Raw genomic sequence first — 20893 nt, 5'->3', positions numbered from 1 at the left:
CGCCATCATGAGGGAGGAGAGCCCATGAACAAGGCATTGCTGGTGATCGATTTCATCAACGACATCGCCCACCCGGACGGGCGCATCGCCGCCTCGGCGGCCCATGTGCTGGAGCAGGACGCCATCGCGCACGCCAACCAGGCGCTGGCCCATGCCCGCGCCCACGGCTAGCTGGTGGTGCAGGTCAAGGTGGGCTTTGACCCGCACTATCTGCTGCAGCCCAAGGGCTCCCCCATGTTTGGCCGGGCCCACCAGTTCGGGGCGCTGTCGCTGGCCGATCCCGGCACCGACTTTCACCCTGATCTGGACGTGCAACCCGGCGATCTGGTGCTGACCAAGCCCAGGGTCAGCCCCTTCTACGGCACGGCGCTGGAGCCGGCGCTGCGGGCCAATCGCATCGAGCACCTCTATCTGTGCGGGGTGAGTACCGGCTGGGCCATTCAGGCGGCGGCGCGGGAGGGTCACGATCGGGATTACGCCATCACCATCCTGGAAGATGCCTGCGCAGCGGCGGATGCCAACGAGCACCACGCCTCGCTGCGTCTGCTCGGTCGCATCGCCGAGATCATCAAGGTGGCCCAGCTGGCCTGATCCCGGCGGCAGGCGGAGCTTGCTCACTGTTTTGACATTTTGTCTGCGGCCCCCTGTCGGGCCGCAGCCATTTTGGGCAACATGAAGCGAGCATCGATGGCCACAAGGATGGGGACATGCGTTATCAGGGACGGATCGTGCGCTGGAACGAAGCGCGCGGCTTTGGTTTTATCGCACCCGAGCAGGGGGAGGGTGCCCCGAAAGGGGCTGAACTGTTCGTGCACATCTCGGCACTACGGTGCGACGGCCTGCCGCCCATGGCGGGGGAGCGGGTCTCCTACCTGGTGGGAGCCGGCCAGAATGGCAAGCCCAGGGCCGAGCAGGTGTTTTTCCCCGAGCGCCCCCTGTCGTTGGCAGACGGCAATGAGAGTCGACCCACGCCGGCGGGCCGCCGCATGTCGGAGGGCAGTCGCATCCCGGCGGGCAGCGGGCCTACCCCGCAGCACACGCGTCCTCGCCCCGCCTACCGGCGCCGCAGCCACTGGCTCGGCAAGCTCATCCCGCTGCTGGTGCTGATCGGGATCTTCTCCCTCTACTCCCGTTTTTCGGTCGAGTCGGTTTCACCTACCTCCACTTCCTCGTTCAGCCAGGCAGAGGCCAACCCCTCGGACAGCCCGCAGCAGGCCGCCACCTTCGTCCGCCAGTGCGACGGTCGGCAATACTGCTCCCAGATGACCTCCTGCGAGGAGGCGACCTGGTTTTTGCAAAACTGCCCCAATACCAGGATGGACGGCGAGGGCGACGGCATCCCCTGCGAGCGGCAGTGGTGTGGCCACTAGCGGACTCGGAGGCCGACTCAAGTCGTTGATCATCTATCATTATCTTGTTGGTCGGGTCATGGCAGGTGTGGCCCCGGTCATTGGCAACACGCGGGCGGGCCGGGATGGCTCTGGTTGTCGCGGCCATGCCGGGGACGTCGTTTTTGGGTGAGGAGTGCGGTCATGGCGGACTATTTTCAGGGCTCACTGTTTCACTTCTCCGATCGGGCGCAATACCTGGCCGCGCTGCTCAATTCGCTGGAGGAGCAGATCTCGGTGATCGACCGGGATGGCGTCATCCACTACACCAACCTCGCCTGGAATCGCTTTGCCGAGCAGAACGGCATGCCGGCAGGCTATGACTGGGTGGGGGTCAACTACTTGCGGGTGTGCGACAACTCGGTGGAGCCGCTGGCCCTGATGGCGGCGGAGGGGATCCGGCGGGTACTGCGCCATGAACAGCAGCACTTTCATCTGGAGTATCCCTGTCACAGCCCGGACACCCAGCGCTGGTTCATGATGCGGGTCTCCGCCATCCCGGGTATCGAGGTCGAGTTCTACACCATCAGTCACATCAACGTCACCGAGCGCAAGCTGCAGGAGCTGGACATGGCCTACCTCTCCCTGCACGACCCGCTGACCGGACTGGCCAACCGACGACTGTTCAACAGCTTTCTGCACAACGAGTGGCGGCGCAGCATGCGTGAACAGACCCCGCTCTCCTTCATCATGCTGGATCTGGACAACTTCAAGCTGTGCAACGACCACTTCGGCCATCAGGTGGGGGATGACTTCTTGCAGCAGGTGGGTCGCCTGCTGAGCACCTTTTGCCAGCGAGCCACCGATCTGCCGAGCCGTTTCGGTGGCGACGAGTTTGCCCTGATCCTCGGCAACACCGGGGCCGAGGCCGCCGCCCGCATGGGGGAGGCCATTCGCCTCGGCATCGGCGAGCTGCTGATCCAGGGAGCGGACACCCTTCGGCTCAGCGCCAGCGTCGGCATCGCCACCCTGTTGCCGCAGCAGGCCCGCGTCTCGGAGGAGGAGCTGCTGAGCGCCGCCGACATGGCGCTCTATCTGGCCAAGCTGGGGGGCAAGAATCGCTGCCACAGCGTCAGCTGCAGTGCCCTGCCATCCCCCTGATATCCCTCGTTTTATCCTGCCTGCGACCCTGCTCTCTATTAATGATTCTGCTTGCTGTTAACGCTGTTGCCCGGCCGGCTGCGGTTCGGGATGGGCGTCGACGACCAGTTGCAAGAAACGATCGCGGATCGGGTCGGCAAAGTCGGGGTTCCACACCAGGCTTATCTCCCACTCGGAGCAAGGGCCGGAGAGGGGATAGAGGGTGACGTCCCGGCCCGCGATGAAGCTGACGCTGCGCGGCAGGATGGCGTTGCCGATGCCGGCGGCCACCAGCGCCACCAGGGTCTGGATATCCTCTGCCTCCTGCACCATGCCGGTCAGCCGGTTGGCGCCGAGGAAGCTGGCGATCTGCTGGCTGAGGCCGGGGCAGCGGTGCCCCACCATCTGCAGCAAGGGCTGGCTGGCCAAGGCTTGCTCGATGTCGAAGGCGGCCGGATCCGGCTGTGTCATCTGGGTCGGCACCGCCAGCACCAGCCGGTCGGTCAGCAGCCTGTGCTCCCTAAGCTGCGGGGCCTGTGGTCGGCGCATGAAGCCGAGCTGCAGCTGACCCGACAGCAGCCACTCTTGTTGGATGGCGGAGGTCATGTCCTGCAGGTGCACCATCACATCGGGGGCCTGCTGTTTGAAGCGGGCCACCAGCGCCGGCGCCAGCGCAAAGCTCGACAGCCCGAAACCAATCTTGAGTCGCCCGGCAATGCCGCTGGCCAGCGCTAGGGCGTGGCGCTCAAAGCCCTTGCCATGCTCGACCAGCGCCCTGGCTTGGGTGAGCAGCTGGGTGCCGATGGCGGTCAGCTCGGCGCCGTGACGCCCCCGGTTGAACAGGGTGCTGCCGAGGGTCTGCTCCAGCCCCTGGATCTGCTTGGTGAGCGCCGGCTGGGTGATGAACAGGCGGTTGGCGGCCTCCCGGTAGTTGGCGGTCTCCGCCAGGGTCACGAAGGCCTGCAGCTGTCTCAAATCGAATTTCATTCTGTTTGGTTATCGAAAGTGGCCATTTTGTGATTATAAATTATCTAACTGCCTTGTTCTAATAGACCTGAAGCGGGCCCTGTCGGCCCCGTCAGCTTGCTAACAAGGAGTCATTCATGCCTGCCGAACGCTATCTGTTTTTGATCAAGGGAGATCTGGTGCTGGCCCAGCCGCTGGCTGCACCGGAGACGGGGGAGCTGCTGACCAGCCTGTTGCAGCAGGGCTTTGCGGTGGGTCCGCTGCAAGTCTGGGCGAGCAATGCCGAGCAGGCGCTGGCCTGTTATGAGCAGGCAGCCCAGCGGCGGGCCTTCGGCGATATTCTGGCCGGGGCCGAACCCGCCGTGGCCGGAGCCGTTTCATGAGCATGCTCACGCTGCGGGCCCGCGCCCTGCTGTTGGACATGGATGGCACCCTGGTGCACTCTACCGGCGAGGTGGAGGCGGTGTGGCGGCTGTGGTGTCGCCGCCACCGGCTGGATCCCGAGTCCGTGCTGGCCATGTGCCACGGGGTACGCTCGCGGGAGGTGATCCGTACCCTGGCCCCGCAGCTTGACCTGGCACAGGAGGTGGCCCTGCTCGACGATCTCGAGATCCATCACACTGGCCAGGCCGAGGCCCTCGCCGGCGCCCGGCCCCTGCTGGCAAGTCTGCCCGTCGAGCGCTGGGCGCTGGTGACCTCCGCCAGTCAGCGGGTGGCCAGGCATAGGCTGCGCAGCGCCGGTCTGCCGCTGCCCGCCCTGCTGGTAGGGGCCGAGGATGTGGAACACGGCAAGCCGGATCCCGAACCCTACCTGCTGGCGGCCGAGCGTCTGGGGCTGGCTGCGGCCGATTGCCTGGTGTTTGAAGATGCGCCCGCCGGCATCAGCAGTGCGCTGCGGGCGGGTTGCCGGGTGGTACAGGTGGGGGGCCGGCAGCGGCTCAGTCCCGGCATCAGCGCCCTGATCCAGGACTGGCGCCAGGTGAGTGTGGTGGTGGAGGCTGAAGGTCTGCAGCTGACGCTGCTCACCTGACAACAAAAAGCCCCCGTGAGCGGGGGCCTGACTGGCGATGGGGCAATTACTTGAACACGCGAAAACGCTCTGCGTCGTCCATGAAGGTCTTGTCACCGGCCGGTTGCTGGATGCTGCCAAAGGGCATCTGGGCCCGCAGCAGCCAGCTGGCGGGCAGGTTCCACTCCTTGCGCACCGCCTCGTCGATGAGCGGGTTGTAATGCTGCAGGGAGGCGCCGATCTTCTCCTGGGCCAGGGTGGTCCAGACCGCAAACTGGGCGATGCCGGTGGCATGTTCCGACCAGATGGGGAAGTTGTCGGCGTAGAGGGCGAATTTTTGCTGCAGATCCTTGATGACGTCGGTGTCTTCGAAAAACAGCACTGTGCCGACACCTGCGCGGAAGCTGCCATTCACCTTGGCTTCGCTCTGGGCGTAGGCTTCCGGCGGCACTATCTTCTTCAGCTCTGCCTTGACGATGTCCCACAGCTTGTGATGCTGGGCACCAAACAGGATGACGGCGCGGGAGCTCTGGGAGTTGAACGAGGAGGGACTGTGCTTGATGGCGTCCTGGATGAGGGCGGTCAGCTGCTCCGGCGTATGGGAAACCTGGTCACCCAGGGCATAGATGGTACGACGTACTTTGATCTGTTCGATAAACGGACTGCTCATAACATCTCCTTTGTTTGACGGGGAATCGTCTTCGGTGATCCTTGGCAAGGCCATCCGGCTCCGATTGCTCGAGTTGTAGACTATAACACCCTCTTGCGGGTTAGCCGTCAACGCACAGTGGTCACTGTTTTTACTTTTTGTTGATATGCCTCTTCGTGACGCGGGAGAGCGGCGTCACGTTTATGTGTTTTTTGTCATTTAGCCGAAATCCGGCTGATATCAATCAATGAATAATTCCGTTTGAGCACCATAAAATTCTCGCATTCCAGTTTTTGTTGCGGAGTGTTGATGATCCAGTGGTTGGTTAGTCGGCGTTATTATCTGTTGACCTCGTTTACCCTCTTGCTGGGGGCCCTGGTGCTGGTGGTCACCCTCACCCTGGCGATGGCCAGCTATCTGCGCAGCATCGACAAGACGGTGACCGGCTACGGTCACATGCTCTCCTCCCTCGAAGCAGCCCTGATCCACGAGCTGGTGCTGGCCAACCAGCGTCAGATCGCCGTGCTGGAGGCGTCGCTGGACAAGGCCGCCATCGCCCGCGGCGAGCCGGCCGACAACCCGCTCTGGGCCATTGCCCACCAGATCAAGCGCGACAGCCACTACATCTACTTCTATCACCCGCAGACGGATCGCCTCAGCAGCTACCCTGCCTGGCAGCAGCCGGTCGAGTATCGTGCCGCCAGCCGGCCCTGGTATCGGGCGTTGTCGATGCCGGGGGCGGATCTCGTCTGGCTCGGCCCCTATCCGGCGTTCGACACCCAAAAGCCGATCCTGACCCTCATCAAGCGGGTAAAGGGGCTGGATGATCAACTGCTCGGCCTGCTGATGGTCGACATGTCCTTCAACACCATCGAACAGGCGTTGCAGCGGGCCATGGGCAGCAACCGGGCGGCCATCTACATCAGTGCGCGGGAGGACGGAAAGCTGGTGGTGGGCAGCAACATGGGGCTCTATCAGCCGTCAGCGGCCGAGCCGGGCGGTGCGGACAAGGGGCTGGCGGTGATCTGGCACGGCAGCCATCTGCGCCGTGAGCTGGAGGATATCGACTGGGATCTCAACATCTATCTGCCGCCAAGGCTGTTTCATGACGACCTTGAAGAAGCCCTGCTGATGGTGGCGCTGCCGCTGCTCCTGCTGTTTGCCATCTGGTTTTGCAGCATCAACTTTCTGGTGCGGGTGTTCAATCAGGAGCAGGCGCTGGTGGCGGGCTCGCTGACCGGCATAGTGCGGGATCCGACCCAGGCCAGGAGACCCGGCCGGCTGAAGACCTGGTTCGTACACGACAGCCTCAGCGAGATAGATCAGGTGCGGGCGAGTTTTCTGCAGGGGCAGGATGCGCTGCTGCACGATCCCCTCACCGGCATCATGAACCGGCGGGCCTTCACCCAGCGTCGCGCCGAGCTGGAAGAGCGCGCGACACCCCACTGGCTGCTGCTGTTCGACGTGGATCACTTCAAGCGCATCAACGACAGCTGGGGGCATGCGGTGGGAGATGGCGTGCTCTGCCGGGTGGCCGAGCTGCTGGTGAGCGAGCTTGGCAGCGGCGGCGTCTTCCGGATCGGGGGGGACGAATTTGCTGCCCTGCTGCCCTGGCCGCGCAGCGAGCTGGAAGCGGGGCTGACTCGGCTGCTGACCAGGGTGCGCAACCAGCGCTGGCGCGAGTTTCACGAGGCGGTGACCCTGAGCGTGGGCGGCGCCCACTGCCCGGAGGACGGGGCTCTGCTGTTCGAGCGGGCCGACGAGTGCCTCTACCGGAGCAAGCGGCTGGGGCGCGATGGCTGGTCGCTGACGCAGTGGCCCCGGCCGGACGGAGATGCTGACAGATCCTGTCATATCGATCATGGGTGAGCGGAGGTGCTCTGCCCGGGGGGTCGGCGACTGCCTCTGCTGCTATTTCACAACATCTGTTTTTTAGTAAGCAAATTCAAAAGGTTAATCCTGATTTTGTCAGCGCGGCAGGTCGTGCCTGGCCGGGTGTCGCTCTGCTGCGACAGTGGCGCCCTTTGCCGGGAATCGTATAGTTCGGGGAAATTAATCAGGTTTGACAGGAGTACCCCATGGAGATGAACAAGCACGGCATGCGCGCCCTGGCCCTGTTGGGCTCACTGCTGCTGGCCAGCGGTGCGGCGCAGGCGTCGGAGACCCTCAACACCATCCTGGGCGGCGGTGCGGGCGGCGTGGCCGGCACCATGATCGGCAAGGAGCTGGGCGGTGACACCGGCGCCCTGGTGGGTGCTGCACTGGGCGGAGCGGCCGGCGGCGCGGCCACGGCCAACAAGGGCAACAAGAATGAAGCCGCCCTCGGCGGGGCCGTCGGGGCGCTGGGCGGGGCCGCCATCGGCAAGAGCGTGGGCGGCAGCACGGGTCAACTGATCGGGGCCGGCGTTGGCGGGGCCAGCGGCTCTGCCATCGGGGCCAAGACCGGGGATGGCCACAAGAGCAACGATCGCTACTACGACGATGACCACAGGCACTACAAGAAACACAAGAAGCACAAGAAACACAGATGGCACGACGATGATTGATCGCCGCCAGCATTGAGAGAGGGGCCGATGGGCCCCTCTCTCGTTTTGGTCGCCAGAGGGTTCACACCAGCCGGTGCTGGCGGCGCCCCTCGGCGAAGGCGTTGATGTTGTCGATGAGCTGATCGGCGAGGCGCTGCATCGACTCCTCGCTGGCCCAGGCCACGTGAGGGGTGAGGATGAAGTGGGGGTACTGCAGGGCCTTCATCAAGGGGTGGTCGGGGGGCGGCGGCTCGACGCTCGCCACGTCGAAACCGGCGCCGCCGAGGCGACCGTTGGCCAGCGCTCGCAGCAGGGCCTCCTCGTCCACCAAACCGCCGCGGCCGACGTTGATCAGCAGGGCACCCGGCTTCATCAGCCCCAGCTCCCGCTCGCCGATGAGGTTGCGGGTATAGGGGGTGAGCGGGCAGTGCAGGCTGATGACGTCAGCGCTTTGCAGCAGCTCGTCCAGCGGCAGTCGATCCTCGTCGTGGCTGGCGCCGACCTGGCTCTGGGCGTAACGCACCTCCATGCCGATCCCCCTGGCCCGCTCGCCGAGGGCCTGGCCGAGGGTCCCCTTGCCGATGATGCCGAGCCGCTTGCCGTGCAGATCCGTGATGTGATGATCGAAGAAGCAGAACTGGCCGCTCTGCTGCCAGCGCCCCTCCAGCAGCGACTGGCGCCAGCAGAAGAGGTTGCGCGCCAGGGCCAGCATCAGCGCCATGGCGTGCTCCGGCACCGAGGGGCCCGAGTAGTTGCGGATGTTGCAGACGCCGACGTTGGCGGTGCGGCACGCCTCCAGATCCACGTTGTCGCTGCCGGTAGCCGCCAGCGCGATGAGTCTGAGCTCCGGCAGCTGGGCCAGCTCGGCGGCGCCGATGCGCACCTTGTTGATGATGGCGATGCTGGCGTCTTTGAGCCGCGCCACTACCTGCTCGGGGGCCGTGCTCGGGTAGCTCTGCCAGTGGTGGGGAAAGTCGGGGTGGCGCAGGGTGATGCCGGTATCCAGGGTATCACTGTCGAGAAACACAATTTGCTGCATGAAGCCTCCTGCCGTTGAGGCGTTCATGATGCCAAACATCGGCGGCCGAGGGCCAGTTTGCTGCACCTCAAGGCCTTGGCAATCGCGCCGGATGTGAGACAGGCGGCATTTTTGGTGTCAGAGCCAGCCGAGGTGGGTGAGCCAGCCCTGGATCCGGGTCGGCGTTTCATCCAGCTCCAACAGGGCGTAGGGGCGGTAGTTGAGCTTGTGGCTGCGGCGGCTCTCGCTTCTGCGCGCTTCGGCGGCCAGCAGCGGCCAGCGTCCGCCATCCTCCTGATAGAGGTCGAGGGTCGGCATGGTGGCCTGGGCGATCTCCTTGGCGAAGATCTGGTTGCTCTGCTGGTCGGGGAAGAAGCCGTCGAGCAGCACCAGCGCATCGGGGGCGGGCAGCTGTTCGCTGGCGATGAGGTTGGTGGCCCAGGCGGCGCCGGTGCCTTGCGCCAGTATCAGCTTGAAGCCCCCCTCCTGCAGCTTGGCGTCCCCCAGCTTGCTGATGCGGGTGGCGAACTGCTTGCGAAAGTCGTCGATGGCCTGCTGTTTCTTCTCGGCGGCGGGGTCAAATTCGGTTTGCTGCGGTGAGGGGAGCAGTAGCAGGGTGTCGAAGCCGAGCCGGCCGAGGGCGCGGGTCAGCTGCCACAGCTGGCCACTGCGCTGCCAGTCGGGCAAGAGGATGGCGAGCCCCACGTAGCTGTCGCTGTCGTGCTTGGCAAACAGCACCGTCTGCTTGTCGATCTGGGTGCTGTTGGGCAGCCCCTGCCAGTCGCTGTTCTGCCAGTAGTCGAGGGGCGTGAGCGGTGTGCCCTCGCTGGCCTGCAAGGGGTTGCTTGCCAGCAGGGTCAGTAACAGCAGTGATAAGAACAATCTGGCCATAGTGCGCTCCCCCGGTTATTCGGGTTAGCGGCACCAGGCCGGTTTTCTGAAGGGGGAAGTGGCAGCGCTAGCGTGGCGGCCGCTTGAGGCTTGCCAGCCCGGCCAGCTGGCGGTCGTGCAGGGGGGAGAGCAGCAGCAGGGCGCTGACGGCGCCAATCAGGGCGAAGAACATGTCGGACTGGGTATCCCATGGATCGCCCTGGGTGCCGAGAAACTCATCCGCCCCCTGACCAAGCGCAAGGGCGGCTCCCCACTCGATGAACTCGTAGGTGGCGCTAATGGCGAGCACCACGCAGACCACCAGAAACGCCAGCATGCGCCGGCCCTGCACATAACCTCCGCGCAGCAGGATCTCCCGGCACACCAGGGCGGGCACGAAGCCCTGGAAGAAGTGGCCAATCTTGTCATAGGGGTTGCGACCGAGCTCGAGCCACTGCTGCAGTTCGAACCCGAGCGGGACGCGGGCATAGGTATAGGCGCCGCCCAGCATCAGCACCATGGCGTGCAGGGTGATGCACAGATAGAGCAGGCTGGTGAGCGGAAAAGAGCGGTGCGTCAGGACAAGCAGCGGCATGGCGATGAGCACGGGCGCGACCTCCATCAGCCAGGTCGCCCTGTCATAGGGTTGCCAGCCGGAGAGGAGCAGCAGTAGCAGGGTCAACAGCAACAACAGCGCTTTGTGCAGGGATGTCATGGGGCGCTCCGAGGGATGGCAAAAGCCAGCATGCCCCATTTAGCCATGTTTGCGCCGCGAATACAGCCAGGGGGCCGATGCGCCCATAAAAAAAGCGAGCCGACGGCTCGCTTTTTTACCACTGATCCAAGGGGTCAACTTAGTTGACGCGACGCTTGAACTCACCGGTGCGGGTATCGATTTCGATCTTGTCACCGATCTCTACGAAGGCGGCAACGGCCAGCTCGTAGGTGGTGCCCTTCAGACGGGCAGGCTTGGTCACTTTACCGGAGGTGTCGCCACGGGCAGCCGGCTCGGTGTACTCAACTTCGCGCACGATGGTGGTCGGCAGCTCTACGGAGATGGCTTTCTCGTTGTAGAAAGTCACTTCACACAGATCTTCCATGCCGTCTACCAGGTAGTTCAGCGCGTCACCCAGGTTGTCTTTCTCGACGTCGTACTGGTTGTATTCGGTATCCATGAATACGTACAGCGGGTCGGAGTAGTAGGAGTAGGTGCACTCTTTACGTTCCAGCTGAACAACGTCCAGCTTGTCGTCGGCCTTGAAGACGGTCTCGGTGGCGCTGCCGTTCAGCAGGCCTTTCAGCTTCATTTTGACCACGGCGGAGTTACGGCCGGATTTGTTGAATTCAGCCTTCTGGACCACCATCGGCTCGGTGCCGATCATGACTACGTTACCAGCGCGGATTTCCTGTGCGGTTTTCATGTAAAAAATTCCTGTTCGTGAAACGGACGGATAAAAACTGCCAGATTATATACGGCTTTCTAAAAATTTCACCAACCTCGTGACGAGATCCCCGTCCTGGAGCAGCTTATGTGACCAGTGTCGCCCATGTTGCTGCCATATCGCGGCGTGATCCGGCCATTGGGCCCACCATTCGCGGATGTTTTCCCCCTGATTGAGGGCATGGCTGAAACCGCGCAGCCACTGGCCGGTGGCGGTGGGCAGCTGCGCCAGATAGTGGTCGAGAAAGCCGTCCAGCTTGACCATGTGCGCCTGCTCTTCCTGCGGGTAGATATGCCAGAGGAAAGGGCGGGCAGCCCACTGGGCCCGCACGAAGGAGTCTTCGCCGCGCACCAGGTTGAGATCGCAGCTCCACAGCAGCCGATCATAGCCGGCCTGATCGGTCATCGGCAGCAGCTTGATGGCGAGGTTGCCCGAGCGCAGCAGATCCCCCGCCTGGGCGGTGGGGATGGCGTCTGCCAGCCCGGCGCCGGTGAGCACGTCGTTGAGGGAGCGCCCGAGCGGCAGCAGCAGGGTGACGGGGGTGGCGCTCTGGCACCAGCTCTCGACCAGGCTGGTCAGGGCGGCGCTCTCGTAGGTAAAGAGGCTGACCCGCAGCTCGTGTTCCTGTTTGGGGGGCAGGCCGAGGCTCGCCCAGTAGGCGTTCAGTACCGCTTCATCCTGTTGCCAGCGCTCGCGCTCGACGATGAGACCGCGCTCGCACAAGAGGCCGCCGGTTCTGGCGGTGAAGCCCGGGAAGAAGAAGTATTTGTTGAGACTCAGGCTGCCGAGGCTCTGGCTCTCGAGACGCTGGGGGGAGGCGAGGCCGTGGCAATCCTCGACCCAGCTCTCGGCCGAGAGGTATTCGAGGTTGAGCCAGCAGGGGGGCCTGGGCTGGCTCGCCATTCGTTCAATGAAGGGGGCGGGCAGCTGGCAGGCGAACGCCTCGATCACCACCCGGGCCGGGATGGTATCGGCCGGCAGGGTGTCGTGCCAGTGCTGGATATGGATGCCGTCGACCCACTGGCTCTCCAACGCCGGGTCGAGCCCAGGGCAGATGCGGGCGAAGCTCGCCAGATCGTCCACCCAGAGCCGCACCTGAACCTCACTCTCCTGCGCCGGGAGCGCTCCTTCCTGTTTCAACTGGCGGGCCAGCCGCCAGGTGACACCGATGTCACCGAAGTTGTCCACTACGCAGCAGAAGATGTCCCAGTCAAACGGGGGGAGGGGGCTTGTCATGTCGTGGGGTTCCAGATGCAAAAAACCGGTGCGCAGGGTAGCACACCGGTTGGCTGGCTTCTAACCGTCAGCGCGTGACGGTGGCTGCGGCAGGTTACTCCTTGCCGTAGACGTTGTTCTCTTGCTCGCGCACCCGGATAAAGGTGGTGCGCTTGGTCAGTTCCTTCAGCTGGCTGGCACCCACATACGTGCAGGTGGAACGCACGCCGCCCAGGATGTCGCGCACCGTGTTCTCCACCGGGCCGCGGTAGGGCAGCAGCACCGTCTTGCCCTCGGAGGCGCGGTATTCGGCGACGCCGCCGGCGTGCTTGTCCATGGCGCTCGATGAGCTCATGCCGTAGAACTTCATGAAGGGTTCGCCATCTACATCGACGATCTCGCCACCGCACTCCTCGTGGGCTGCCAGCATGCCGCCCAGCATCACGAAGTCGGCGCCGCCGCCAAAGGCTTTCGCCACATCCCCCGGGCAGGTGCAGCCGCCGTCACCGACGATCTGGCCGCCCAGACCGTGGGCCGCATCGGCACACTCTATGATGGCGGAGAGCTGCGGGTAGCCGACGCCGGTCTTGACCCGGGTGGTGCAGACCGAGCCCGGGCCTATGCCGACCTTGACGATGTCGGCGCCGGAGAGGATCAGCTCCTCCACCATCTCTCCGGTCACCACGTTGCCCGCCAGGATGACGTGGTTGGGGCAGGCGTCACGGATCTTGCGCACGAACTCGACGAAGTGCTGGGAGTAGCCGTTGGCCACGTCGACGCAGATGAAGCGCAGCGCTTCGGACATGGCCAGGATCTGGCGGGTCTTGGTGAAGTCATCCTCGGAAGTGCCGGTGGAGACCATCACATGGCCCAGCAGCGCCGGGTCGGTTTCGCTCACGAAGGTTTGCCACTGCGCAAGGCTGTAGTGCTTGTGTACTGCGGTCATCATCTCGAAGCCGGCCAGGGTACGCGCCATGGCGAAGCTGCCGACGGTATCCATGTTGGCGGCGATGACGGGCACGCCCTGCCATTGGGTCTGGGTGTGCTTGAAGGTGAACTGGCGGGTCAGGCTGACTTGGGAACGGCTCTTGAGAGTAGAGCGCTTGGGGCGGAACAGGACATCCTTGAAACCGAGCTTCAAGTCTTCTTCGATACGCATTACGAATTCCTTATTGAGCCTTGTTTGATAGGTCACTTTGCAGTGGCAACTTTTCGGCAGGCACAAAAAAACCGGTGGTTTTCAGGGCCTCCGGTTTACAACAGTGTAGGCAAAAATCCCGCCAGAACAAGACTGATAATGCGCGAAGCCTTGTGGTAGCCTTTGGCGTCACAACCTGAGCACAGCCTCGGGTTTCATCCAACGCCAATCTTGCCTCCCTCCTTGCCTGCCAGGTCGGCTTCTGATGACACTGTTCTGCCCCGTCACCGCAGGCTGCTGACGCACCGCATCCGGCCACTCGTTACTCGCTGGTCTGCCGTGCTTTTCAGCGGTTGACAGTGGCGCTTTCCATCCCCACTCTGGGCGGCTCGGGCCTGTGTCGGCCCCGTCCTGACAAGGAGTAGACATGATCCGATTGCGAATGATACCGCTGCTGCTGGCCGGGTTTGCCCTGCCGGCCCTCGCCGCGCCGGCGCCCACCATCTATGGCTGGATTGAGAAGGGGCTCATCATGCCGAGCGGGGTGGCAGTGAAGATGAAGCTGGATACCGGGGCGCTCACCTCCTCGCTCGATGCGCGGGATCTGCGCCACTTCAAGCGTGACGGCAAGCCCTGGGTGCGCTTTACCCTGCAGGTGACCGATGCCAACACCGACCGGCAGGTGAGCCAGACCCTGGAGCGGCCGGTGGAGCACATGGTGACGGTGCGTGGCGCCGGCGGCATGGAGCAGCGCCCCACGGTCACCATGTCCATCTGCCTGGGTGACAAGGTGTACGAGGAGTGGTTCACCCTGCGGGATCGCAGCAAGATGATCTATCCGGTGCTGCTGGGGCGCCGTCTGCTGGCGGATCTCGGCGCGGTGGATTCGAGCCGCACCTTCACGGTGCAGCCGAGCTGTCGCTGAGGCGAATAGCAGCATGAGAAACGGGGGCCAGGCCCCCGTTTCTCATTGCGCTGGTTGGGCCTGGCGGGCTGGGGCGGGCAGCAGCACGCTGACTTCCAGCCCCCCTTGCGGCCGGTTGTGGATGTCGAGATCGGCGCCGTGCAGCTGGGCGATACGCGAGACGATGGCCATGCCGAGGCCGACCCCGTCCCCCTGCTGGGGATTGACCCGAAAGAAACGCTCGCACAGGCGCGACAGGGCGGCGGTGGGGATGCCGGGGCCGTTGTCGCGAATGTCGACCCTGACCCTGTGTCCCTCCTGGCACGCCTCGACCACGATCTCGCCCTGGGCCTGGGTGTAGCGCAGGGCGTTGTCGATGAGGTTGCTGAACATCAGCTCCAGCAGGGTGGCCTGCCCCATCACCGTCAGTTGCTCGGTGCCTTCCAGCGACAATTGCTGATCCTTTTTCAGGGCGATGGGGGCCAGGGTGGCCAGGGTGCCCTGCAGTAGCTGGTTCAGGTTGAGCTCGCTCAGCTCCAGCCCCTGCTGGTTGTCGATGCGGGCCTGGGTCAGCAGCTGGCGCAGCAGCCGATCGCTGCGATCGAGCGCCAGCAGCATCTTCTGCAGGGAGTGCTGACGGCTCTCGGCATCCTCGGCGGCCAGCGCGTTCTCGCTGTGGATGCGCAGCACCGCCAGCGGGGTGCGCAGCTCATGGGCCGCCTCGTTGGTGAACTGTTTCTCCCGCTCTATGGTGTCGGCAAGGGCGTGCATCAAGCGATTGATCTCGTTGGTGAGCGGGGTCAGCTCCTGGGCCCGGATCTTCAGGTTGAGCGGACTCAGGTTGGCCGGGTGGCGCTCACCGATGGCCTGGGCCAGCTGGCGCAGCGGCGCCAGCCCGCGGGAGATTAGCCACCACAACAGGCCAAGCAGGAAGGGCAGGGTGATGAGCAGCGGCAGCATGGTCAGGGTGGCCATCTTGCTGGCCAGCTCGCTGCGCTCGTCGTCCCGCTCCGCCACGATGAGCCAGGTCTGTGCATCCTGGTTGTAGAGGGTGAAGGTGCGCCACTCGTGGTTGTCCTTGGTGACGCTGTTGAAGCCGGGGGCCAGCGCGCCGAGGGGCTGGCTGGGGGCGCTGGGGGAGCGCAGCAGTATGCCGCCCTGCTCGCTCAGCAGCTGGAAGTAGAGGTTGCGCTCGAACTCGTGGCCAAAGGGGGTGAGCTCTCTGTCTTCACCCCGCAGGTTGAAGCTCTTGTCTTTCTGCCACGGCTCCGGGTTGCTCTGCTCCCACTCCTGATAGACGGTGCCGTTGGCGGGCAGCTCGCCGTTTTGTTCCAGATAGCGGCCGAGCAGCTGGTTGGTGATGCGGGCCGACTGGGCGAGCCTTGCATCGAACAGCTCCTCCATTTCGTGGCTCGCTTCCAGATAGCCGATGAGGGCGCTGACGGCCAGGCTGGCGCTGACCAGCGCCAGGATGCCGGAGAGCAGAAAGCGGCGGATGGAGCGGGGACGTGTCATGCCCGGCCGTCCCGGCGCTGGGCCTGCTCAAGCTGGGGAATGATGTAGCCGACCCCGCGGATATTGCGGATGAGGTCGCTGTAGAACTTCTTGCGCAGATGGTGAATGTGCACCTCCACCGCGTTGCTCTCGGCCCCCTCGTCCCAGCCGTAGAGGCTCTGCTGCAGCTGATCCTTGCTCAGCACCCGCCCGCTCTGGGTGATGAGCTCCTGCAGCAGCTTGTATTCGTGGGGGGTGAGCTTGACCGGCTCGCCCCGATAGGTGACCTGCTGGGATTCGGGATAGAGCTGCAGCTCGCCGTATTCGAGCACCGCCTGGGCCTGGCCCTTGCTGCGGCGCACCAGGGCGCGCAGGCGGGCGTTGAGCTCCTGCAGGGCGAACGGCTTGACCATGTAGTCGTCGGAGCCCGCATCCAGCCCCAGCACCCGGTCGTCCAGGGCGTCGCGGGCGGTGAGGATCAGCACCGGCAGCGTCTGGCCTTCCCGGCGCAGCTTGCGCAGCAGGCTGATGCCGTCGATGTCCGGCAGGTTGAGATCCAGAATGAGCGCGGCAAACTCCTCGCTCTTGAGCACCGACAGGGCAGGCAGCCCCTGCTGCAGCCAGTCCACCGTGTAGCCGCTGCTGCGCAGGGCATCCACCATGCCGTCGCCCAGCATCACATCATCTTCCACCAACAGGATCCGCATTGTTATTCCCCTCAAAAGACGCTGCCCACCAGTATGCAAGCTGGTGGGCAGAGTTTAAATAGCCCGCTGATCCCAAACGGATTTACAGCTTGTCGAGGCGGTCGCGGATCTCGATGCGTCGACCCTGGTCCGCCAGCTCGCGACCCGGCCGGGGCGGGGCTGCCAGCGCCTTCTCCAGATAGCCTTTGGCCTCGGCCTTGCGGCCCTGATCCAGCAGGAAGTCGCCGTAGAAGAAGTTGGGGTCTATGCCGGTCGGGTTGATGGCCAGCGCCTGCTTGAGCAGCTGCTCGGCCTTCTCGTCATCGCCAAAGCCCACCGGCCAGCCCGGCACCTGATAGTAGAGCGAGCCCAGGCTGGTGTAGGCGGAGCCGTCCAGTGCCTTGGGGTCCTGCCTGAGGGCGATCTCCAGCTTGGTCTTGGCCTCCTTGACCAGACCGAGCGCTCCCAACCCGCCCTTGGCGCCGGCCCAGGTGCTCTTGACGATGGCCGACCAGATCAGCAGGTCGGTGCGAAAGGCCTCCTTGGCGCTGGCCTGATCGGCCTCGCTGCTCAGCTGTTCGAGGCAGCTCTCCTTGGCCTTGCCGGTCTGTTGATACTGACAGACGGCCCACTGCTGCTGGATGACGGGCAGGGCGTCGGCGGCCTGGGCCATCCCCGAGCCCAGCATGAGCAGCAGGAGGGCGCAGTGGGTGAAACGGGGGCGGAAAGTGGCGTGCTTCATCTTAACGTTCCTTCTCTGTCATGACGGAGGTGGGGTGCCCCGACGTGCCGGCAGCGGGTGCCGGGTGGCGGGCATAGCGCTCTATGATGGGTTTTTGCCTGGCCAGCGCCCGGTCGACCAGGCCGGGCAGCAGGCCGTTGAGCCGCACGAACAGCTTCTCCGGCCAGCCGAGCCAGCTGCGGCGGGTTTCGTTACACAGGGCGATGACGGCCTCCTCGGCCACGTCCTGCGGGCTGTCGGTGTGGGTGCCGAGCTCGGCATTCATCTCGTAGGCCGCCTCCGAGTTGAGGCGGGTACGGGTGGCTCGGGGGGCAAAGTGCAGCACCTGGATGCCGGTCCCCTCCAGTTCGCGGCCGAGCGCCTCGCTGAAGCCGCGCAGGGCGAACTTGCTGGCGCAATAGACGCTGTAGCCGGCGTAGCCGATGGCACCGAAGCTGGATCCGATGTTCATGATCACCGCCGGCTTGCGCAGGCGGGGCAGCAGCATGCGGGTGAGCTGGATCGGCGCCTCGACGTTGAGCAGCAGCTGGCGCTCCACCTGCTCGCTGCTCTGATCCTCCAGCCAGGCAAACTGGTTGCAGCCGGCGTTGTTGATCAGCACGTCCAGCCCCTCGTCCAGCGCCGGGTGCTGCAGCAGTCTGGCCCGCTCCTGGGGCGAGCCCAGATCGGCGATCACCGTCTGGTGGCGCTCCGGGTGCGGCAGCTCCTTGCACAGCCGCTCCAGTGCACCGGCCCTGCGTCCGTGCAGCAACAGGTGCGCTCCCTGGGCCGCCAGCTCTTGGGCCAGCGCCTCGCCGATCCCGCCGCTGGCGCCCGTGAGCAGCACGAGTTTTCCTTCAAGCTTCATGATGTCTGGTTTTCCGTCAGTTGATAGAGCATGTCGGCGTAGAGGCGGTAGACCACCCTGGCCGAGTGAATAATGGCCGCCTGATCGGCCGGGCTCTCCACACGGTTCATCAGGGATTCGAAAAACTTGAGGTGATCCTGATCCAGTGCGCCGTGGGAGCTGAGATAGCTCATGGCCTGGGGCGGCAGGCCGAGGCCCGCCTTGAGCTGGTCGGCCACGGTCAGGGCGATGGCGACGCTAGTGCCTTCCAGCACCTGTACCATGCCGAAGAAGCCCATGGGGTTGCCGCGCTGCACCTGGTCATAGAGAAAGGCCACCATCAGCTCGATGGGCAACTCGGGCTGGCCGTGGCGCACTGCCTCGGCATCGCCGCCGCAGGCGCGGATGTCGCTCAGGATCCACTCCTGATGGCCGTACTCCTCGTCGATGTACTCCTTGATGGCGCCGCGCACCCACTCATACTCCTGGCCCAGCTTGCCGCCGGTGGCCATCAAGAGCGGCACCGTGTGGCGCACGTGATAGAAGGCCTGGGAGAGGAAGCGCAGGTAGATGTCGCGGGAGATCTCCCCCTTGCGGCACGCCTCTATGATGGGGGCGTTGAACAGATGCTCGCGCTCACTGGCAGTGGCTTGTTGCAGAGTCTGATAGAAGCTCATGAGGTCTCTCCTGTAAGGCATTGGCTGATCTGCCGGGAAAAGTGGTGATAAATCCGTTCGCGACGGGGGCGGCCGTTGGCGGTGAGCAGTTCAGGATGTTGATCCAGCGCCACCGGCAGCCAGTGATGGATGCGGGCATAGTCGGGCAGGCGATGATTGAGCTGCTCAATCTGCTGGGCCAGCAGGGCGTCGGTGCCCGGCTGCGGCTGGATCAGGGCGACGTTGGCCGGCTGGCCGTCGCCGAAGATCACGATGCGGGCGATGGCCGGACAGAGCTGGGCTTCCGCCTCGACCCATTCGGGGGAGAAGTTGCGACCGAAGGCGGTGATCTGGACGTTCTTCTTGCGCCCGGTGATGTGCAGGTAACCCTCGGCATCCAGATGACCCAGATCGCCGGTGGCGACCAGCGCTGGTACCGCTTCATCGTTGCCCAGATAGCCGAGCATGGCGGCTCCTTCCACCAGGATCTCACCGTCGGCGGCGATCGATACCCGGCAGTGAGGCAGTGGCTGGCCGACGCTGCCCAGGCTGTGGCCGTTGGGGCCGTTGAGGGCCACGACGGAGCCGCACTCTGACAGCCCGTACCCCTCGTAGACCGGCAGCCCCAGCTTGCGGGCTCGGCTGATGAGCTCGGGCGAGACCTTGCCGCCGCCCACCGCGACGAAGCGCAGGCCGGCCAGCTGTTCGGCCAGCGCCGGGTTGGCGCTGCACAGGGCTAGCAGCAGGCGCAGCAGCTCGGGCACCAGCACCAGGCTGTGGGTGGGCCAGCGCAGCAGGGCCTGGGCCAGGGTGGCCGGATCCAGCTTGCTGGAGCCGGCAAAGCCGAGCTCTGCCAGCGAAGGGATGCGGCTGCAGGCACCGGTGAGCAGTGGCACGTAGAGACCGGTGAGGTTTTCCAGCAGGGTGGTGAGCGGCAGCAGGGTCAGGTGCTTCTCAACCTTGGCCGGGGCAACCCGTTCGGCCAGCGACGCGCAGACCGCCATCATCTGGGCCAGCGACAGGCAGACTCCCTTGGGCTGGCCTGTGGTGCCGGAGGTATAGGTGATCTTGGCGGTGCCGGCCGGCAGGGGGGGCAGCCGGGCAGGAGTGCGGCGCCACAGCGGCAGCTCGCCGACCGCGAGCGTCAGCGGCTCGCTGGCCTGCCAGCCCGGATGGTGGGGGCCGATCAGGGCGTCGGCGCCGCTGCTCTCCAAGAGCCACTCCTGCTGCTCCAGGCTGAAGAAGTGGGGGATCGGGATCACCACTATACCGGCCATGGCGCAGGCGAGATCGATGAGCGCCCAGGGCAGGCCGTTGTCCAGTTGCAGCGCCAATCGGCTGATCCCGGCCATCTGCAGGCGGTCGGCCAGCGCTGGCAACTGCTGCCACAGCGCCTCGTAGCTGAGGCTGTGCTGGCTGCTGGCAAGAGCCGGGCTGTGGGGCGTCTGGCGGGCGAAGTAGGCGATTTGGTCAAACAGCATCATAAGGCGCTCCGGTGCGGGCAGTTGAACAGGGAGGGCATGGGGGCCAGCAGGGAGAGCAGCAGGCTGCCCCGGGCCAGCGCCTGCCGTCCGAGGCCGAGATCGCCGACCATCACCTTGGGCTGGCAGTGGTAATAGGCGCCCCAGGCGCTGGCGTCGTCACCCACCTTGTCGGCCCTGGCGGGGGCCAGCTCCACCGGGGTGAGGTGGAGGCGGTGAAAGCTGTTGCGCAGCTTGGCGGTGCCGGTGAACACAACATAATCGAGGTCGTTGTCGCACAGCAGACGGCAGAGCGCCGCAAACATCAGGCGGGCGTTGCCGGGCTCGCTGCAGGCGAGGTTGCCCACCTCGACGATGCGATCCCGCCGGGCGGGGGCACCGAGCCGGGTTTCGATGGCGGCCTCGATGGGCTGATCCAGATACTGTTCCAGATAGAGGCGCTCGCTGCCGGCCAGCTTGAGACCGCAGGCGCCGGCCAGCAGGCCGTCGGCCCGGTAGAGGCCGAGCAGGCAGGGCAGAAAATGGGGAATGCGGGCGTTGAACTCCTGGCTGTAGGCCGCCTGGATGTAGCCCTGCAGTGCCATGACCTGTTGCGGGGTATCGGCCAGTGCCAGCCGATAGGGGGCTTGAATGTCGGTGGTCATGGATGGCTCCTTCTTGTCGATTGTCATCAGACTAAAGGGGCAAACTTAAGAAACCCTTAAGAGGTAAAAAATCTGTTTCACACAGATGCAACTGGTTGAAAAGAGAGGTAAAGCTGTGACCCGATTGCGGGGCAGCCGGACAAAAACCTTGTCAGCCGCC

General features: G+C 64.7%; 22 protein-coding genes and 1 pseudogene. 8 read left to right on the top strand and 15 right to left on the bottom strand.

Translation table 11 applies throughout. The features are described from left to right. Nucleotides 1-24: 24 nt before the first annotated feature. From I6L38_RS13740 to I6L38_RS13730, 3 genes and pseudogenes are all read left to right on the top strand, one after another. Nucleotides 25-591 (top strand): annotated as a pseudogene (locus tag I6L38_RS13740) (cysteine hydrolase family protein). A 116-nt stretch (nucleotides 592-707) separates the two neighbouring features. Then, nucleotides 708-1370 carry an excalibur calcium-binding domain-containing protein gene (locus tag I6L38_RS13735; RefSeq protein ID WP_043171220.1) on the top strand — a complete coding sequence of 221 codons (663 nt, stop codon included), beginning with the start codon at nucleotides 708-710 and terminating at the stop codon, nucleotides 1368-1370. Between the two features lie 162 nt (nucleotides 1371-1532). After that, nucleotides 1533-2489, top strand: a complete 957-nt coding sequence (locus tag I6L38_RS13730) for a sensor domain-containing diguanylate cyclase (RefSeq protein ID WP_043171218.1) — start codon at nucleotides 1533-1535, stop codon at nucleotides 2487-2489. Between the two features lie 57 nt (nucleotides 2490-2546). Here the strand turns inward: I6L38_RS13730 and I6L38_RS13725 are convergent, their stop codons facing one another. Beyond that, nucleotides 2547-3455 (bottom strand): LysR family transcriptional regulator, encoded by a 909-nt coding sequence (locus I6L38_RS13725; RefSeq protein ID WP_043171217.1) that lies wholly within the window; start codon nucleotides 3453-3455, stop codon nucleotides 2547-2549. A gap of 116 nt (nucleotides 3456-3571) precedes the next feature. Between I6L38_RS13725 and I6L38_RS13720 the strand changes: the two genes are divergently transcribed. Together I6L38_RS13720 and I6L38_RS13715 are read left to right on the top strand one after the other, a co-directional pair. Beyond that, nucleotides 3572-3817 carry a hypothetical protein gene (locus tag I6L38_RS13720; RefSeq protein WP_017780557.1) on the top strand — a complete coding sequence of 82 codons (246 nt, stop codon included), beginning with the start codon at nucleotides 3572-3574 and terminating at the stop codon, nucleotides 3815-3817. Next, the gene (locus tag I6L38_RS13715) at nucleotides 3814-4464 is read left to right on the top strand and encodes an HAD-IA family hydrolase (RefSeq protein WP_043171216.1); all 651 of its coding nucleotides are present in this window, start codon (nucleotides 3814-3816) and stop codon (nucleotides 4462-4464) included. Before I6L38_RS13720 ends, I6L38_RS13715 begins: the two co-directional genes overlap by 4 nt. 46 nt (nucleotides 4465-4510) lie before the next feature. On the opposite strand, the gene I6L38_RS13710 is transcribed toward I6L38_RS13715, so the two are convergent. Beyond that, a complete protein-coding gene (locus I6L38_RS13710) occupies nucleotides 4511-5113 on the bottom strand; it encodes a nitroreductase family protein (RefSeq protein ID WP_005298281.1) in 603 nt (200 codons plus the stop codon). Nucleotides 5114-5401: 288 nt separating this feature from the next. On the opposite strand from I6L38_RS13710, the gene I6L38_RS13705 reads away from it, so the two are divergent. Further along, complete coding sequence (locus I6L38_RS13705; RefSeq protein WP_201881629.1) at nucleotides 5402-6961, top strand: diguanylate cyclase; 1560 nt, start codon at nucleotides 5402-5404, stop codon at nucleotides 6959-6961. Between the two features lie 209 nt (nucleotides 6962-7170). Further along, nucleotides 7171-7638 carry a YMGG-like glycine zipper-containing protein gene (locus I6L38_RS13700; RefSeq protein WP_005298287.1) on the top strand — a complete coding sequence of 156 codons (468 nt, stop codon included), beginning with the start codon at nucleotides 7171-7173 and terminating at the stop codon, nucleotides 7636-7638. Between the two features lie 61 nt (nucleotides 7639-7699). On the opposite strand, the gene I6L38_RS13695 is transcribed toward I6L38_RS13700, so the two are convergent. The 6 genes from I6L38_RS13695 to I6L38_RS13670 all read right to left on the bottom strand — a co-directional run bounded on the left by I6L38_RS13695 (nucleotide 7700) and on the right by I6L38_RS13670 (nucleotide 13321). Continuing rightward, on the bottom strand, nucleotides 7700-8656 hold the full coding sequence (locus tag I6L38_RS13695) for a D-2-hydroxyacid dehydrogenase (protein WP_010633165.1): 957 nt from the start codon (nucleotides 8654-8656) through the stop codon (nucleotides 7700-7702). Between the two features lie 117 nt (nucleotides 8657-8773). Beyond that, nucleotides 8774-9526 (bottom strand): DUF3530 family protein, encoded by a 753-nt coding sequence (locus I6L38_RS13690; protein ID WP_017764970.1) that lies wholly within the window; start codon nucleotides 9524-9526, stop codon nucleotides 8774-8776. Between the two features lie 67 nt (nucleotides 9527-9593). Continuing rightward, nucleotides 9594-10220, bottom strand: a complete 627-nt coding sequence (locus tag I6L38_RS13685) for a DUF2238 domain-containing protein (protein ID WP_201881631.1) — start codon at nucleotides 10218-10220, stop codon at nucleotides 9594-9596. 139 nt (nucleotides 10221-10359) lie between these two features. After that, entirely contained in the window at nucleotides 10360-10926 is a 567-nt protein-coding gene (gene efp, locus I6L38_RS13680; protein WP_005298294.1) for an elongation factor P, read from the bottom strand. Nucleotides 10927-10971: 45 nt separating this feature from the next. Continuing rightward, a complete protein-coding gene (gene earP, locus I6L38_RS13675; protein ID WP_216988637.1) occupies nucleotides 10972-12183 on the bottom strand; it encodes an elongation factor P maturation arginine rhamnosyltransferase EarP in 1212 nt (403 codons plus the stop codon). Between the two features lie 94 nt (nucleotides 12184-12277). Beyond that, complete coding sequence (locus I6L38_RS13670) at nucleotides 12278-13321, bottom strand: GMP reductase (protein ID WP_017781583.1); 1044 nt, start codon at nucleotides 13319-13321, stop codon at nucleotides 12278-12280. A 406-nt stretch (nucleotides 13322-13727) separates the two neighbouring features. On the opposite strand from I6L38_RS13670, the gene I6L38_RS13665 reads away from it, so the two are divergent. Beyond that, nucleotides 13728-14225: an ATP-dependent zinc protease gene (locus I6L38_RS13665; RefSeq protein ID WP_042049691.1), complete on the top strand. Its 498-nt coding sequence runs from the start codon at nucleotides 13728-13730 to the stop codon at nucleotides 14223-14225. Between the two features lie 42 nt (nucleotides 14226-14267). Here I6L38_RS13665 and I6L38_RS13660 read toward each other — a convergent pair whose 3' ends face one another. The 7 genes from I6L38_RS13660 to I6L38_RS13630 form a co-directional block, all read right to left on the bottom strand. After that, entirely contained in the window at nucleotides 14268-15719 is a 1452-nt protein-coding gene (locus I6L38_RS13660) for an ATP-binding protein (protein ID WP_216988636.1), read from the bottom strand. Then, nucleotides 15716-16405 (bottom strand): response regulator, encoded by a 690-nt coding sequence (locus I6L38_RS13655; RefSeq protein ID WP_005298307.1) that lies wholly within the window; start codon nucleotides 16403-16405, stop codon nucleotides 15716-15718. The genes I6L38_RS13660 and I6L38_RS13655 overlap by 4 nt, the downstream gene beginning before the upstream one ends. A gap of 82 nt (nucleotides 16406-16487) precedes the next feature. Then, nucleotides 16488-17126: a tetratricopeptide repeat protein gene (locus I6L38_RS13650; protein WP_201889434.1), complete on the bottom strand. Its 639-nt coding sequence runs from the start codon at nucleotides 17124-17126 to the stop codon at nucleotides 16488-16490. Between the two features lies 1 nt (nucleotide 17127). Continuing rightward, complete coding sequence (locus I6L38_RS13645; protein WP_042006944.1) at nucleotides 17128-17973, bottom strand: SDR family oxidoreductase; 846 nt, start codon at nucleotides 17971-17973, stop codon at nucleotides 17128-17130. Further along, nucleotides 17970-18629 carry a TenA family transcriptional regulator gene (locus I6L38_RS13640; protein ID WP_017764976.1) on the bottom strand — a complete coding sequence of 220 codons (660 nt, stop codon included), beginning with the start codon at nucleotides 18627-18629 and terminating at the stop codon, nucleotides 17970-17972. The genes I6L38_RS13645 and I6L38_RS13640 overlap by 4 nt, the downstream gene beginning before the upstream one ends. Next, a complete protein-coding gene (locus I6L38_RS13635; protein ID WP_201889433.1) occupies nucleotides 18626-20092 on the bottom strand; it encodes an AMP-dependent synthetase/ligase in 1467 nt (488 codons plus the stop codon). Before I6L38_RS13635 ends, I6L38_RS13640 begins: the two co-directional genes overlap by 4 nt. Continuing rightward, nucleotides 20089-20733 carry a thermostable hemolysin gene (locus I6L38_RS13630; protein WP_201881650.1) on the bottom strand — a complete coding sequence of 215 codons (645 nt, stop codon included), beginning with the start codon at nucleotides 20731-20733 and terminating at the stop codon, nucleotides 20089-20091. The genes I6L38_RS13635 and I6L38_RS13630 overlap by 4 nt, the downstream gene beginning before the upstream one ends. Nucleotides 20734-20893: the final 160 nt, after the last annotated feature.

It is taken from the genome of Aeromonas sp. FDAARGOS 1408 (genome assembly GCF_019048665.1).
In the GTDB taxonomy this organism is placed as follows: Bacteria; Pseudomonadota; Gammaproteobacteria; order Enterobacterales; family Aeromonadaceae; genus Aeromonas; species Aeromonas dhakensis.
This window is presented reverse-complemented; position numbering and strand designations above follow the sequence as displayed.